Origin of the sequence: Vreelandella zhanjiangensis DSM 21076 (genome assembly GCF_000377665.1) — a bacterium.
Taxonomy (GTDB): Bacteria; Pseudomonadota; Gammaproteobacteria; order Pseudomonadales; family Halomonadaceae; genus Vreelandella; species Vreelandella zhanjiangensis.
Map to the genome: position 1 here is coordinate 195556 of NZ_KB898651.1, position 15088 is coordinate 210643.

Below are 15088 nucleotides of genomic sequence, written 5' to 3' on the forward strand. Positions count from 1 at the left end.
TCTACATTCTTTCAGGTGACTGGGTTTGCCGACTTCGCCAGGCAAACAAAAGGCCGCTCGTTACATCGAGCGGCCTTGACGAATCTAGCCAATCTTCATTCTAAGCGATGCAAAATCACTCCCACTCAATAGTAGCCGGCGGCTTGCTGGAGACATCATAAGTCACCCGAGACACCCCACCCAGCTCATTGATAATCCGGTTAGAGACGGTCTCCAGCAGTTCATAAGGCAGGTGCGCCCAGCGGGCGGTCATGAAGTCGATGGTTTCGACCGCACGAATGGCGATGACCCACTCGTAGCGGCGGCCGTCGCCTACTACGCCGACCGATTTCACCGGCAGGAACACGGCGAACGCCTGACTGGTTTTTTCGTACCAGCCGGCGGCGCGTAGTTCTTCAATGAAGATGGCGTCGGCTTCGCGAAGGATGTCGGCATACTCTTTCTTCACTTCACCCAAAATACGCACGCCCAGGCCCGGCCCCGGGAAGGGGTGGCGGTAAACCATGTCGTAGGGCAAGCCGAGTTCCAGGCCGAGTTTGCGCACTTCGTCCTTGAACAGTTCGCGCAGCGGCTCGACGAGCTTGAGCTTCATGGTTTCCGGCAGGCCGCCCACGTTGTGGTGGGATTTGATCACGTGAGATTTGCCGGTTTTGGAGGCGGCGGATTCGATCACGTCGGGGTAGATGGTGCCCTGGGCCAGGAACTCGACGCCTTCAATCTTGCTGGCTTCTTCATCGAACACATCGATGAAGGTGTTGCCAATGATCTTGCGCTTGGCTTCCGGGTCTTTCTCGCCTTTCAGCTTGCCCAGGAACAGATCTTCAGCATCTACACGGATGACCTTGACGCCCATGTGCTTGGCAAAGGTTTCCATGACCTGGTCACCCTCTTGCTTACGCAGCAGGCCGTTATCCACGAATACGCAGGTCAGCTGGTCGCCAATTGCTTTGTGCAAAAGCGCGGCGACGACAGAAGAATCCACACCGCCGGAAAGGCCGAGCAGTACGTGGCGGTCGCCTACTTGCTCGCGTACGCGCTGTACCTGGTCTTCGATGATCTGCGCAGGCGTCCACAGCTTCTCGGCTTTACAGATATCCAGCACGAAGTGCTCAAGCATCCGCTGGCCTTGCAGGGTGTGGGTCACTTCCGGGTGGAACTGTACGCCGTAGAACTGCTTCTCTTCCCAGACCATGGCGGCAATCGGGCAGCTTGGCGTGGAAGCAGTAACGGTGAACTCGGCAGGCGCTTTGGCTACCTTGTCACCGTGGCTCATCCATACGTCCAGCAGGGCTTTGCCGGTATTGGTGTCTACGTGGTCTTTGATGTCTTTGAACAGCGCGTTTTCAGCGTCGATGCTGATTTGCGCGTAGCCGAACTCACTCTTGTGGGAACCTTCCACCTTACCACCCAACTGCTCGGCCATGGTTTGCATGCCGTAGCAAACGCCAAACACGGGCAGGCCCATTTCGAACACGCACTGGGGCGCACGCGGGGAATCCAGCTCGGTGACGGATTCCGGGCCGCCGGCCAGGATGATGCCGTTGGGGTTGTACTCGCGGATCTCTTCTTCGGTGATATCGAAGGCGCGAACTTCAGAGAACACGCCAATTTCGCGTACCCGGCGAGCGATCAGCTGCGTGTACTGTGAGCCGAAGTCGAGAATCAGGATTTTATGGGCGTGAATATCATTCATGGAGTTATCTCGATTAAACAGAGGAAACGCTGCTTGTAAGGCCGAAAAGCAAGCGGCGGAGCAATGCCCGCCGCCGTGTTACTTAAAGCGCTGGTTAGCTCACCCGGTAGTTGGGGGCTTCTTTGGTGATCTGCACGTCGTGAACGTGGGATTCGTTAAAGCCAGCACCGGTAATCTGGACAAATTCCGGCTTGGTGCGCATTTCCTGAATATCGCGGCAGCCGGTGTAGCCCATGGAAGCGCGCAGCCCGCCCATCATCTGGTGAACGATGGCGCTCATCATGCCTTTATAAGGTACGCGGCCTTCGATGCCTTCGGGCACCAGCTTCTCGGCACCAGCATCCTTATCCTGGAAGTAGCGGTCGGCGCTGCCCTGGTTCTGCGCCATGGCGCCCATGGAGCCCATGCCGCGGTAGGCTTTATAAGTACGCCCCTGGAACAGCTCGACTTCGCCCGGCGCTTCTTCGGTACCGGCCAAGAGACCACCGACCATTACGGCACTGGCGCCGGCGGCAATCGCCTTGGCCAGGTCGCCGGAGTAGCGTACGCCGCCGTCGGCAATCAACGGAATGTCGTACTCTTTAAGCGCGGCGGCCACGTTGGAAACCGCGGTGATTTGCGGCACACCAACACCTGCCACGATGCGCGTGGTGCAGATGGAGCCGGGGCCGATGCCCACTTTCACGCCGTCAGCACCCGCTTCGGCCAATGCCTTGGCAGCGGCGCCGGTAGCGATGTTGCCGCCAATCACCTGAATGTCCGGGAAGTGCTCTTTGATCCAGCTAACGCGGTCGATAACGCCTTGGGAATGGCCGTGAGCGGTATCCACGATGATGACGTCAACGCCGGCTTCCGCCAGTGCAGCAACGCGGTCCGGGGTTTCCGGGCCAGTACCTACGGCAGCGCCGACTAACAGGCGGCCGTCGCTATCTTTAGCGGCCATCGGGTAGGTGCGGGCTTTTTCGATATCCTGGAAAGTCACCAGGCCACGCAGGTGGAAGGCGTCATCGACAATCAGCATTTTCTCAATGCGGTGTTCGCGCATCTTGGCCTTGCTGGTTTCAAGGTCGGTGCCTTCCTTGACGGTAATCAGCCGCTCACGCGGGGTCATGATATCGGCCACGCTGTCGCCGACGTTCGGCTGAAAGCGCATATCACGCTCGGTCACGATACCCACCAGCGTTTCGCCTTCAACCACCGGGAAGCCGGAGAAGCCGTACTCTTTCGCCATCGCGAGAAGATCTTCAAGCTTGGCCTTGGGGCTAACCGTGACGGGATCTTTTACAATGACGCTTTCGTGCTTTTTGACCTTGCGGACTTCGGCAGCCTGCTGGGTCATGGTCATGTTCTTGTGGATGATGCCGATGCCGCCTTCCTGAGCCATCGCAATCGCCAGACGCGCTTCGGTCACGGTGTCCATTGCAGCAGAAACGAGCGGGATATTAAGCGAGAGATTACGGGTCAGGCGGGTTTTGAGACTGACATCCTTGGGGAGGACGTCGGAGAAGCCAGGAACGAGAAGTACGTCATCGAACGTAAGCGCTTCTTGGGCCATACGTAGCATAGCGGCAACACCCAATTTGATGTGGGAAGAAGGGGCGTGAAAAGTTAATCCCCCATTATAACGTTTTGAGGGGCGCCCCAGCAATGTGAGCATGCGACCAATTATCTACTCTGCATTGGTGGTAGGCTAAACTAACCGCTTTTATTTCATGACAACCAAGGTGATTGCCATGCCAGACGCCTCCCAAGCCCTTTCCGTCAGCGAGCTTAACAAGCAGGCCCGCCAGGCGCTTGAGCGCGATGTGGGCGAGGTGTGGGTGGAAGGCGAGCTTTCCAATGTTTCGCGCCCGGCCTCGGGGCATATTTACTTCACGCTCAAAGATGACCGCGCCCAGGTGCGCTGCGCACTGTTTCGTCAGCGGGCGCGCTTTGTGTCGGCGCCCATGCGCGATGGTGACCAGATAAAGCTGCGCGGGCGGGTGTCGCTGTTTGAGCCACGCGGCGACTACCAGCTGATTGCCGAAGCCGTGCAGGCGGCGGGGCTTGGCGAGCTGCTGGCCGCGTTTGAGCGCCTCAAAGCCCAGCTGGACGGTGAAGGCGTGTTTGCCAATACGCGCGCCCTGCCCTTTCCGCCGCGCAAGATTTTGATTTTAAGCTCGGCCACCGGCGCAGCCATTCGCGATGTGCTGGCCGTGCTCGCGGCGCGCTGGCCCTTGGCGGATGTCACGCTAATCCCGGTGCCGGTGCAGGGCGTGGAAGCCGCCCCCGCGATGATCGCAGCACTTGGGCTACTCAACCGCCAGGCGCGGCTGGATCCTGAGCGCGATGTGGTACTCATCACCCGGGGCGGCGGCAGCCTGGAAGATTTGTGGGCGTTTAATAACGAACATTTAACGCGGGCGATATTTCATTCGCGCCTGCCAGTAATGTCGGCGGTCGGCCATGAGGTGGATGTCACGCTTGCCGATTTTGCCGCCGATGTTCGCGCCCCGACCCCTTCTGCCGCCGCCGAGCGCTTAGTGCCGGATCAACACGCTTTGAAGCGCCAACTGGCCGACCAGCAAAGCCGCCTGCACCGCGCCATGCAGCGCCGATTGGAGCGCGATAGCCAACAGCTGGATAGCCTGCGTGCCCGGCTCAGGCACCCCGGTGAACAGCTAAACCGCCAGCGCCAGCACGTGGCAACGCTTGCCCAGCGCTTAACTCGCGCCATGCAGCAAACCCTTACCCAGCAGCAAACACAGGTGACGCAGCTGGGCAGGCGTTTGGCGAGCCAGGACATGGCGCGCCTGCACCGCGCCGAAAGCGAGCGGGTGGGTCAACTGAACCGCCGTCTGGAAAATGCCATGCAGCGCCAGCTTCAACGTCAGCAGGCGCGCTTAACCAGTGCGGCGCGGGAGCTTAACGCCATCAGCCCGCTGGCGGTGCTGGGCCGGGGCTATGCGATTGCTCAGGATGACAAGGGCCAGATCGTGCGCCGTGCCGAGGAGACCCAGCCCGGCCAGAAGCTCTCGCTGCGTTTGGGTGAAGGCAGGCTGAGTGTTGAGGTAAAGCGGCGGTTTAAGTAGGGCTGCACTGAGGATACCTACGTGAATGACTGCGTGGTCTCGGGCAGCCCGTAGCGGGGGTCTTTCGCCAAGGATGGCGAAAGTAGCGCCCAGGGAAGGGTTCACAGCGCCACCGCGTAGGGCTGCCCGAGACCTTAGCTTGCTATACAGGCGGCGGCGTTAGTGAAAACAGCCCTGGATTCGACCTAACCTCTGTTTGAATGGCTTCATCAATCGGTGTGTTATAGGTCTTGAGTAGATATCCCAGCACCGAATAGAAGCCGACCATGGCGATCAGGTCGATCACGGCCTCACGCCCAAGCGCCTCAGCCAATGCTTCTTCCTGATCGCTTGCCAGCAGGTGCGCGTCCAGCAACGCATCCACCGCGTTAACAATCAGGCCATCAACGCCGTCAATCGCTTCAGGCTTACCGCGAATAGCGTCTATTCGCGCCTCAGAAAACCCTAACGCCAGCGCACGGCTGACATGGTGGGCCCACTCATAGGCAGACCCCAAGCGAAAGCCTGCACGCAGAATCACTACCTCGGTTAACTCGGGGCCCAAGGCATTGTCTTTCACCACATGCTGCCGCAACGGCGCCCAAGCGTTTAACAGAGCCGGGTGATGTGCCATGGTGCGGTACACGTTTAAGCGCCCGGCAAAACCTTCACGTAACTCTGCAATACCTTCTGGCCAGTCGGCATCGGTTATCGGCGGGCAAGGCGACTGCTTCATCTTGGTATTTCCTCTTGTATTATTTGGCTATCGCGTCGGGTTATTCGGCTATTGCGGCGTCAATCGCCTGGGTAATCCGCTCAATGAGCAGATCGATCTCGTCCGCCTGGATGGTATACGGAGGCGCTAGCAGTACATGATCGCCATACACGCCATCAATGGTGCCGCCCATGGGATAGCTGATCAGGCCGCGTGCCATTGCCTGGCGTTTAATTTTGGCGTGAATCTTTAGAGCGGGGTCAAACGGCGTCTTTTGTTCTCGGTCGGCCACCAGCTCAATGCCCCGAAACAATCCCCTACCCCGAATATCGCCTACGTAAAGTGATGCACCCAGCGCCGCTTCAAGACCGCTTTGCAAGCGCGCGCCCATGGCGTTGACGTTGGCCAGCGTTTCAGGCCGCGCGATGATCTCGACAACCTTATTCGCCGCAGCCGCCGCGACCGGGTGGCCAAGGTACGTATGCCCATGCTGAAAAAGACCGGAACCGTTGGCGAAGCTATCAAAGATAGCGGAGGACAATAGCACAGCCCCAATCGGCTGATAGCCTCCGCCCAGGCCTTTGGCCACGGTGAGAATATCCGGCGTTATGCCGTCCTGCTCGCAGGCGAACATGCTGCCCGTGCGCCCCATGCCGCACATGACTTCATCGAGGATCAGCAGCACGCCGTACTGATCGCAGATCTTACGCACCCGCTTGAAGTAATCCGCCTCAGAGGCCACCGCACCAAGGGTCGCCCCCACCACCGGCTCAGCCACAAACGCCATCACGCTTTCAGGGCTCAGCTCGAGAATCTTGGCTTCAAGCTCATCGGCAAGCCTTGCGGCGTACGCCTCAAAAGATTCGTCGTTTGCCTTGTCACGGTAGGCGTAGCAGGGCGAAACGTGGTGCGTTTGGGGCAAAAGCGGCTGGAACTGCTGTCGGCGCATGGCGTTGCCGCCGGTGGCAAGCGCGCCCAGGGTATTGCCGTGATAGCTCTGGCGCCGGGCGATAATATGCCGCCGCTCTGGCCTGCCGGTTTCAACAAAATATTGGCGGGCCATTTTTAATGCGGCCTCTACCGCCTCGGAACCGCCGGAGACCAGGTAAACGTAATCCAGGCCGTCTGGTGCCAGGTTCACCAGCTTCTCGGCCAGTTCCTCGGCGGCGTCCGTAGTGAAAAATCCGGTATGGGCGTAGCAGAGGTTATCAATCTGGGCGCGCATGGCCGCCAGCACTTCCGGGTGGCCATGGCCCACACTTGTCACCGCCGCCCCGCCTGAGCCATCCAGGTAGCGGCGCCCCTGGGTATCAGTGATATAGACGCCCTGCGCTGACGCCGCATGCGGCAACGCCTGGCCAATACTGCGATGAAGAATACGCGCCATTATTATCGTTCCTTTTCAAACGCTGTGTTCAGCGCAAGAGTGGCATGACCTCACTTATCAATGCAACAATACAATCATTATATAATTCAATAAAACAAATGGATCATTGTTTTCGTTGAAAAGCCGCGTTTACACTCATGCGCAATCACCTCAAGCCCTAGGCGTGTTAAGAGGCACTTTCCTATGCCACAAAGCCCTGTTTCACAGAGCGATCCGCTAAGAGAACAGATCATTGCTCAGTTCGATGGTATGTCAGCACAGCTGCAACAGGCTGCGCGCTATGTACTTGAGCATCCGGAAGAAGTGGCATTGGTGTCCATGCGCGAATTAGCACGCTTGGCGGCTGTTCAGCCGGCGACCATGACGCGGCTTGCCAAGGTGCTGGGCTTTCAGGGCTATAACGAAATCCGTGCCCACTATGCTGAAACGGTACGTCAGCGAAACGATGGCTTTGCGGCGAAGGTACGCCAACGCGATGCTCAGGCGGCGAGCCCCCCAGACAGTGATATCGCCTATCACATGCTGCACGGGCTAAGCGCCCAGATGGCAGCGCTCTGTGAGCCTGAGCCGCTCAAGCGCTTAACCGCCATGGCCGAAAGGCTCGCGGCGGCCAAAAAAGTCTATGTGTTGGGGTTACGCTCAAGCCATGTGGTGGCCTGGCATTTTCATTACGTGATGTCGCTGCTGGGCGAGCGCTCGGTTCATCTTGATGGCCCTGCCGGAACGGGTGGCGACGCCTTGATTCGTGCAAAACCGGATGAGGTAGTGTTGGTCGTATCCATCAAGCCCTACGCGTTAGATACGCTGACGCTTGCGCAGCTAGCAAAAGAGAAAGGCCTGGCTATTCTCTCGATTACTGATAGTGAGGTATCACCGCTGGCGGGAATTTCTGAGCATACGATTTATTGCGCCACCGAGAGCTACAGCTTTTTTCATACCCTGACCCCTGCCCTGGCCGTCTCGGAAGTGCTCTGCACGTTGCTGGCCGAGTTCGATCGCCCTTCGGCATTGAAAGCCCTGCAGGACGCCGATGACCATCTTGCCCACCTTAATACCTACTCAAATACTCTCCCTAGGCGGGAATGAGCAGTATCGCTTTAGCCAGCGTTGGCGCTGCGAAAGTACCTGCGAAAGTACCGCACATAAAAAAAGTGCCCGGCCGGAACCGGGCACTACTTTTCATAAGAGTATAACGCTCATCGCTTACGGGGCTTTGTTGGTACCTGAGCCCTGAGTGTTACCGGAAGGCGTGTTCGAGCCCGCCAGGCCTGGTTCTCTAACGCCCTTTGAGGTATCCGGCGTGGTACCGGTAGTGCTTGAGCTAATGCCTGAGGCCGAGTTATGGCCTGGTGCCTGGCTACTGGTCGAAGAGCTGCCCGGCGTGCTGGAGCGAGACGTTGACTGATGGTTATCGCTGGACGATGAGTGCTTATCACCATGCGAATCCTCTTTCATATGCTCTGCCTTTTCATGGATCTTATGCTGGGCTTTATCTACCTGTTCCTGCCCCGCCTCCGCTGCTTTATGCAGGGCGCGGTCGCGGTACTCGCCCATATACTCATCTTCTTTGCGCGTGGTCGGGAACAGGCTTGCCAGGGCGGCGCCCAGGGCAACGCCTAAGGCGCCTACCACTAGCGGATGCTCCTGAATAAAATCAGATGAGCTGCTGCCCATGTGGCGGGCGCGATCAGACATGTTGTGAAGGTGATCCCGCGTGCCGTGCTGAAGGTGGGATGTAGAATCGCGCATACTGCCTCCCATATGCTGTGCCTTTTCGCCAAGATGATGCGCCTTGTCACTTATCTGATGCGCGACGTCTTTGGCTTTATCGCTGAGATGATGGGCCTTATCTTTCGCGCCCTCTTTCATGCTGCTCATCCGGCCTTTGCTTTCACCATGGTGCTCAGGGTTACCGGCAACGTAGCCTGGCGTGCTGGTATAGTTCGGCGTACCACCATGCGTATGCGTCCCTTCATGAACAGGAACACCCGGCGATCCGTGAGAGCCGCTATATCCGGTAGAGGCATGCTCGTCCATATAGTGATGCGAAGATCCACGCTGGTAGTTATGCCCTTGATTTGGATTGCGCTGAGCTAGCATCAACCAACCGAGGCCTGCGGTAGTTACCAGAAACGGCACCGGGTTTTGCTTGATGGTATTGCCCAGGTTGGACACAAACTCGTTGGCGCCGCCATGCCGGATATACTCATAGGACGTATTTAAAAGCTGCTGAGGAGAAAAGCGTTCCTCGATTTCGTGCAGAGTGGAGTCAAGGCGTTCACGCGAACGATGGATATCCTTTTCGATCTCTTCCGTACTTCGATGATCGGGGCGATGATCATGGCGCTCATCGTGAATATGGTCACTGCGCTTATGATCGTGATCGTGGTCACTCATTTTAACTCCTCCTTGACGTTGCGCTGATGCTCCTTGGCGAATTCCTTATCGTTACGCAAACTGTTGATCGTGCGATTAGGCATTAGATTGCGCGCCTGAAGCTGTTTCATACCGCCTTTAAGCATAATGAAGCCGATCAGTGTCACGACGACACCGACGATGATCGCGGATAGCCAAGGCGTCATATCGGGTGGCAGCACTTCGTTTAGCACAAATACCAGCGCGGCAAGCAGCGTAAGAAAGCCGCCCAGCAGCACTGCGCCAGCGATGGCAATAGCCGCAATGCTCGTCATTACGTGATGCGTTTTTTCCGACATCTCGGCCTTGGCAAGCTCGGCTTCATTGCGCACCAGAGACGTTATTTCCTGCATCACCGTCGATAGAAGCGACCCGACAGATGATCCTTGCGACGAAGTTTTATGATCTGAATCCATTCGTAACCTCCTTTGCCCGGTAGCCAGGGCGCTTAGCTAGACGTTTAGAACGCTCAACTGTTCTAAACCTGGGTCTGGGTTAAGCAGTAGCTCATGAGGGTTTAATCAAAATACCTTAGAGCTACTCGCACATCGCATCGAGTCTCCAAAGAAAACCGTCAGATGCTTCCACCGGGGCCGCTAGGCTTATTCACGGAACCCGAACCACCCAAGGGGTCATTGGCCAAGCCTTGAGATGTGCTGGGCGAAGTACTTGAAGAAGTACTTGAGGAAGTACCGGATGAAGCCCCGGGATTGACTGTTGGGCCGCGCGAAGAACCCTGCAGCGACGAGCTTTGCTGAGTAGGGTCGTGCGCCACCCCGGCAGAAGCGCCGTGCATAATGCCTGACGAGGGATTGTCGGGCGTTGGAGACGAATGGCTGGAATATGCGCCCGAAGGCTGGTTGGAGTAACCGCTGGACTGGTGAGAATGATCACTTGATGAATGCGAATGCTGACCAGAACTGCGTAAAAAGCGTGTTAGCAAAAAGCCTGCAGCAATCGCGCCACCAAAGAAGAGAGCTGGCTCGCGACGGCTGTAGCTTTGCGCTTCCTGGCAAATACTTTTTAAGTCCTTGTCACGCAGTTTGTTTGAGAAACGATCAGCGGTATCAGCAAGCTTTCTAACCTGTTGGGAGAAATAGGGCTGCTGCTGATTGTCGAACTCATCTGCCATTTTATAAAAGACGCTGGTAAATTTTTGCGTCTGCTCGGCAGCGGTATCGCGCTGTTGGTTATAAAAGTGTTCAGCCTGATGCTGGGCTGCATCACTTACATCATGAACGGCATCCCGACCTTGCTGCTTTAGATGGTCGCTATTGGGAGAATGCGCTGTACCGTTATTCGATTGAGGCGAACCGGTAGCCGTATTTGGCGTGGATGAAGAACCTGGGTCAGCCTGTTTTCCATGATCAATCATTAGTCACTTCCTCCTTGTCGCTTCACTCATTAGCGACCGTATCGAACAAGTACGCTAGGTGAAACAAAACGAACTGGACCACTGCTACATTAAGAAGCGCTTTATAAAGCTTTCCATTAAATATTTAACGGAACACTTAATTTAAGCGTCTTTTCAATATAGTGCGCCTCCTTACCCTGTCAATTTATACCCACACCCTCCCCCTAATAGCGAATAACTTTAATCATTATCAACACACATTTATTAACCTATATTAAAAAATCCTATTAAAACACCATTACTTTTAATTTTATTCATAAATTACAATTACTTAAATAAAAACCAAACACCGGAATCAGTATATGAGCGATAACTTTATAAATGATTGTTCAATGCCAATGAGCTCCCTTTCCCGCAAGGCAATGATTACTCTTTTATTACACGCCTACTTTATTAAGACATCTTTATTAATAGCTTAACCTCCTTCTCCGTATAATCCTGATTTCAAACCTGGCTAACTACGACAACGCTATTTAGATGCACCGACATTAAAAAATCGATTATTGAATGCCACCACTATTAGCGTTAACCGCTAACATTAATAAAAAAGCCAGCTTAGCAAGCTTTCGGTTTGGCTCTCTTTACGTGTGTGCGCTAGGGTAAATATTGACGTAACAGCGCCTTGGCGACGTCGCCTTCGGTGTTGGAAAGATTACTGTGCCAACAAGGAGTAATTGCACATGAGCGAGCAAAAGCAACCGCCTCAGCATCAGGATGAGCAGCCAGGCGATGAGCATGAAATGCACCCCGAGCCTGAGTTCATTCGCGATAGCTATCAAGGAACTCAAAAGCTTAAAGATAAGGTCGCCCTTATTACCGGCGGCGATAGCGGTATCGGACGTGCCGTTGCGGTGCACTACGCTCGTGAAGGCGCCGATAGCGTTATTGTCCATCTGGAAGAAGATAAAGATGCTGAAGACACTAAAGCGCTGGTAGAGGCCGAAGGCCGCCGCTGCCTGGTGCTAAAGGGCGATGTCGGTGACCCTGAGTTTTGCCGTGAGATAGTCAAGAAGACGTTGGATCACTTCGGCAAGCTCAATATTGTGGTCAACAATGCCGCCGAGCAGTACGACTGGAACGATCTGACCGAGGTTCCAGATGAACAGATAATGCGTACCTTCCAGACCAATATCTTCAGCCACTTTTATGTGACAAAAGCCGCGCTGCCGCATCTGCAAAAGGGCGATACCATCATCGAGACCTCCTCTATCAACGCCTTTAAAGGCAACGATACGCTGATTGATTACAGTGCCACCAAAGGGGCGATTCAAGGGTTTATGCGCTCGATGGCCATGTCGTTGATGGATCGGGGCATTCGCGTTAACGCCGTGGCGCCAGGCCCGGTGTGGACCCCGCTGATTCCAGCAAGCTTCGATGATGAGAAGGTGGCTTCGTTTGGCGGCCAGGTGCCGATGAAACGCGCGGGTCAGCCTAGCGAAATGGGGCCCGCCTATGTGTACCTGGCAAGCGAAGAGTCTTCGTATATGACCGGGCAGACACTGCACCTTAATGGTGGGGTTATTTTAAATACTTAAACGAAACACCTGAATTGAGTACATAGCGGAAGAGAGCTGGGGCGGCTTTGCCGCCCTTTCGCGCCGGGCCGCCGCTGCGGGTGCCTCGCTTCGCTCGTTACCACGCGCTACTTTTATCCTGCACTCCTTAACGCCTGGCTAGCCTGTTAATGTCTTTACCAACACCTTGGATTTACGTGCGTGGTTATAGGCTTCGCGCTTCAAGGGCGGCAAATCATCCAGGCTGGCCGCTTGGAAGCCGTGCTCCACAAACCAGTGGGCCGTGTGGGTGGTTAACACAAATATGGCGGTTAAACCGCGCTGGCGGGCACGGCGCTCCAGCGCTTCCATCAAACGTTCGCCGCGCTCGCCACCCCGGTAGCTGCCGTGTACCGCCACGCAGGCAAGCTCGGCAATGGTGGTCTCAGGGAACAGGTGCAGCGCGGCACAGCCAATCACCATGCCGTCACGCTCAATGACCATATAGTCATCAATTTCATGCTCCAGGCGCTCGCGCGAGCGGGCCACCAGCATGCCGCGGCGCTCCAGAGGCTCAAGCAGCTCAAGAAGCCCGGCAATATCGTTGAGCTTGGCCGGGCGTAGCTGCTCGTAGCGGTGCTGGGTGATCATGGTGCCCACACCGTCGCGGGTGAATAGCTCCCCCAGCAGCGCGTCGTGGTTGCGCCACGACAACAGGTGCGTGCGGGCCACGCCCTCAAGTGCGGCGTTACACGCCGCCTGAAGGTGACGGGCAAGCTCGCTACCGGGCAGCGCGCTCTCAAGGCGGGGTTCGGCATCGGCGGGCGTTAGCTGGCGCAGCAAGGCACCTTCTTCATCCTGCAGGCCTTCCGAGTCGCCCAGCAATATCAGCTTATCGGCCTTGAGCGCTACGGCGGCGTGCTGGGCAACTTCCGAGGCATCCAGGTCAAACACTTCACCCGTGCTTGAAAAGCCCAGCGGCGGTAGAAGCACTAACGAGCCTTTATCCAGCAGCCCTTCAATGGCGCTTGCGCGTACGCGGCGCACTTCGCCACTGTGGTCAAAATCAACCCCTTCACGCACGCCCAAGGGCTTGGCGGTGACCAGGTTGCCGGAAATAACGCTGAGTTCAACGCCGTGAAGCGGCGTGCTGGGTAGGCCGAGTGACAGGCGTGCTTCAAGCCAGAGCCGCTGATGCGCGGCGACCTGCTCTACATGAGTCATCACCGCACGGTCGGCCACCCAGCGGCCGTTAATGCGCGTAGGCTCAACGTTTGCCTGGGTAAGCGCTTCCTGCACCTGAGGGCGCGTGCCGAATACCACCACCAACCGCACGCCCAGCGTATGCAGCAGGGCTAAATCCTGAATGAGCTGTTCCCCGCGGCCAGACGCCATGGCTTCGCCTTCAATCAAGATGACAAAGGTTCGCCCCCGGTGCGCATTAATGTAGGGGGAAGCGTTACGAAACCAATCAACAAAGGGGAAGTGCTTATCCAAGGCCGCTCTCCGGCAGCAGGTGAAAGAAAAACTCAGTGTTTACCAATCTACTCGCGCTACTTTACCAGAGCGCAAAAAACAGCGGCACCTTCTATCGCAAATTGGCTAACGCAAATCTGCATGAAGGTGCCGCTGAGAGTCAGGCGTTTACCGCTAGCCGAACATGCCTTTAAACATGAAGAAGAACACGATGGCCAGGCCCGCGCCAGCCGGCAGCGTAATCAGCCACGAAATAACGATCGTGCCGATAACGCGCAGGTTAAGCGCCGCCATACCGCGTGCCAAGCCGACCCCGAGTACCGCGCCAACCAAAGTGTGAGTCGTCGAAATTGGCAGGCCTGTGCCCGAAGCAACCACGACGGTGCTGGCAGCGGCAAGCGTTGCTGCAAAGCCACGGCTTGGGGTTAGCTCAGTAATCCCGGTACCTACCGTCGCGATGACTTTATGCCCGTAAGTAACCAGGCCAAACACAATACCGCCACCGCCCAGCACCAGCACCCACCAGGGCACCAGCGCGGCGCTATCAATCATACCTTCGCTGCGCACCACGCTAATGACGGCTGCCAGCGGACCAACCGCGTTGGCGACATCGTTAGAACCGTGGGCGAACGCCATGGCACACGCGGTAAAGATCATCAGCACACCAAACACGCGCTCTACATTGGCATAGCCAAAATGATCGTTGGCATTTTTGGTGTACTTGATACGCCGCTGCATGATCACGCCAAGACCCATAATCAGTACGCCAATCAAGATCGACAGCAACAGGCTCTGGCTGAAGGTAAGGTGCAAGCCAACATGGGAAAGCCCTTTGGTGAGCGTCACCATGGACACGATAAAGCCGACTAAAAACACATAGCCCGGCACATAGCGCTTGGCCGCCGCAAACGGGTCTGAGCTTTCAAAAATCAGATGGTGTACTGATTTAAACAGCATATAACCGATGGTACCGGCGATCAGCGGAGAAACGACCCAGCTGGAAGCGATCTGGCCCACTTTACCCCAGGCAACCGCATCCACACCCAGGCCGACTGCGGCAAAACCCACGATAGCCCCGACAATCGAGTGCGTGGTGGAAACCGGCCAACCGCGGGCGGAAGCCACCATTAGCCAGATACCGGCAGCCAATAGTGCGGACAGCATGCCGTAAACCAGAAACTGCGGATTCGCTTCAAGCAGGTTGGCGTCGATGATACCGCCACGGATGGTGGCCGTAACCTCACCACCGGCAAGCCAGGCGCCTAAAAACTCAAAAATAACCGCAATGATAATAGCTTGTTTGATGGTGATCGCTTTCGACCCCACCGAGGTTCCCATGGCGTTGGCAACATCGTTTGCGCCAACGCCCCAAGCCATAAAAAAGCCAAACAAACAGGCCAGAATGATAAAAATATCACCGTGCTGGGCAATAATATGCATGAAGT

At 56.3% G+C, this 15088-nt stretch carries 12 protein-coding genes; 3 read left to right on the forward strand and 9 right to left on the reverse strand.

Annotation, left to right across the window (positions count from 1 at the left end):
• Positions 1-115: 115 nt before the first annotated feature.
• Both guaA and guaB read right to left on the reverse strand, forming a co-directional pair.
• Entirely contained in the window at positions 116-1693 is a 1578-nt protein-coding gene (guaA, locus tag D467_RS0113190) for a glutamine-hydrolyzing GMP synthase (protein ID WP_018917996.1), read from the reverse strand.
• 94 nt (positions 1694-1787) lie between these two features.
• Positions 1788-3257, reverse strand: coding sequence for an IMP dehydrogenase (guaB, locus tag D467_RS0113195; protein ID WP_018917997.1), 1470 nt, complete (start codon positions 3255-3257; stop codon positions 1788-1790).
• A 169-nt stretch (positions 3258-3426) separates the two neighbouring features.
• On the opposite strand from guaB, the gene xseA reads away from it, so the two are divergent.
• A complete protein-coding gene (gene xseA, locus D467_RS0113200; RefSeq protein WP_018917998.1) occupies positions 3427-4764 on the forward strand; it encodes an exodeoxyribonuclease VII large subunit in 1338 nt (445 codons plus the stop codon).
• Between the two features lie 142 nt (positions 4765-4906).
• Here the strand turns inward: xseA and D467_RS0113205 are convergent, their stop codons facing one another.
• Positions 4907-5479: a carboxymuconolactone decarboxylase family protein gene (locus D467_RS0113205; RefSeq protein ID WP_018917999.1), complete on the reverse strand. Its 573-nt coding sequence runs from the start codon at positions 5477-5479 to the stop codon at positions 4907-4909.
• 40 nt (positions 5480-5519) lie between these two features.
• Positions 5520-6845: an aspartate aminotransferase family protein gene (locus D467_RS0113210; RefSeq protein ID WP_018918000.1), complete on the reverse strand. Its 1326-nt coding sequence runs from the start codon at positions 6843-6845 to the stop codon at positions 5520-5522.
• A gap of 183 nt (positions 6846-7028) precedes the next feature.
• Here D467_RS0113210 and D467_RS0113215 point away from each other — a divergent pair, with 183 nt between their 5' ends.
• Positions 7029-7931: a MurR/RpiR family transcriptional regulator gene (locus D467_RS0113215; RefSeq protein ID WP_018918001.1), complete on the forward strand. Its 903-nt coding sequence runs from the start codon at positions 7029-7031 to the stop codon at positions 7929-7931.
• 117 nt (positions 7932-8048) lie between these two features.
• Here D467_RS0113215 and D467_RS0113220 read toward each other — a convergent pair whose 3' ends face one another.
• The 3 genes from D467_RS0113220 to D467_RS20010 form a co-directional block, all read right to left on the reverse strand.
• On the reverse strand, positions 8049-9242 hold the full coding sequence (locus tag D467_RS0113220) for a DUF3618 domain-containing protein (RefSeq protein ID WP_018918002.1): 1194 nt from the start codon (positions 9240-9242) through the stop codon (positions 8049-8051).
• The gene (locus D467_RS0113225) at positions 9239-9676 is read right to left on the reverse strand and encodes a phage holin family protein (RefSeq protein WP_018918003.1); all 438 of its coding nucleotides are present in this window, start codon (positions 9674-9676) and stop codon (positions 9239-9241) included. Before D467_RS0113225 ends, D467_RS0113220 begins: the two co-directional genes overlap by 4 nt.
• Before the next feature lie 158 nt (positions 9677-9834).
• Positions 9835-10635 carry a hypothetical protein gene (locus D467_RS20010; RefSeq protein ID WP_018918004.1) on the reverse strand — a complete coding sequence of 267 codons (801 nt, stop codon included), beginning with the start codon at positions 10633-10635 and terminating at the stop codon, positions 9835-9837.
• A gap of 719 nt (positions 10636-11354) precedes the next feature.
• Here D467_RS20010 and D467_RS0113235 point away from each other — a divergent pair.
• On the forward strand, positions 11355-12209 hold the full coding sequence (locus D467_RS0113235) for an SDR family oxidoreductase (protein WP_018918005.1): 855 nt from the start codon (positions 11355-11357) through the stop codon (positions 12207-12209).
• Between the two features lie 138 nt (positions 12210-12347).
• Here the strand turns inward: D467_RS0113235 and argA are convergent, their stop codons facing one another.
• Together argA and D467_RS0113245 are read right to left on the reverse strand one after the other, a co-directional pair.
• Positions 12348-13664, reverse strand: a complete 1317-nt coding sequence (gene argA / locus D467_RS0113240) for an amino-acid N-acetyltransferase (RefSeq protein WP_018918006.1) — start codon at positions 13662-13664, stop codon at positions 12348-12350.
• Positions 13665-13817: 153 nt separating this feature from the next.
• Complete coding sequence (locus tag D467_RS0113245) at positions 13818-15083, reverse strand: inorganic phosphate transporter (protein ID WP_018918007.1); 1266 nt, start codon at positions 15081-15083, stop codon at positions 13818-13820.
• Positions 15084-15088 lie beyond the last annotated feature (5 nt).

What these genes read in the sequence shown, in the direction of transcription:
- guaA (WP_018917996.1), bottom strand. Translation starts at nt 1,693, where the DNA reads ATGAATGATATTCACGCCCATAAAATCCTGATTCTCGACTTCGGCTCA.
- guaB (WP_018917997.1), bottom strand. Translation starts at nt 3,257, where the DNA reads ATGCTACGTATGGCCCAAGAAGCGCTTACGTTCGATGACGTACTTCTC.
- xseA (WP_018917998.1), top strand. Translation starts at nt 3,427, where the DNA reads ATGCCAGACGCCTCCCAAGCCCTTTCCGTCAGCGAGCTTAACAAGCAG.
- D467_RS0113205 (WP_018917999.1), bottom strand. Translation starts at nt 5,479, where the DNA reads ATGAAGCAGTCGCCTTGCCCGCCGATAACCGATGCCGACTGGCCAGAA.
- D467_RS0113210 (WP_018918000.1), bottom strand. Translation starts at nt 6,845, where the DNA reads ATGGCGCGTATTCTTCATCGCAGTATTGGCCAGGCGTTGCCGCATGCG.
- D467_RS0113215 (WP_018918001.1), top strand. Translation starts at nt 7,029, where the DNA reads ATGCCACAAAGCCCTGTTTCACAGAGCGATCCGCTAAGAGAACAGATC.
- D467_RS0113220 (WP_018918002.1), bottom strand. Translation starts at nt 9,242, where the DNA reads ATGAGTGACCACGATCACGATCATAAGCGCAGTGACCATATTCACGAT.
- D467_RS0113225 (WP_018918003.1), bottom strand. Translation starts at nt 9,676, where the DNA reads ATGGATTCAGATCATAAAACTTCGTCGCAAGGATCATCTGTCGGGTCG.
- D467_RS20010 (WP_018918004.1), bottom strand. Translation starts at nt 10,635, where the DNA reads ATGATTGATCATGGAAAACAGGCTGACCCAGGTTCTTCATCCACGCCA.
- D467_RS0113235 (WP_018918005.1), top strand. Translation starts at nt 11,355, where the DNA reads ATGAGCGAGCAAAAGCAACCGCCTCAGCATCAGGATGAGCAGCCAGGC.
- D467_RS0113245 (WP_018918007.1), bottom strand. Translation starts at nt 15,083, where the DNA reads ATGCATATTATTGCCCAGCACGGTGATATTTTTATCATTCTGGCCTGT.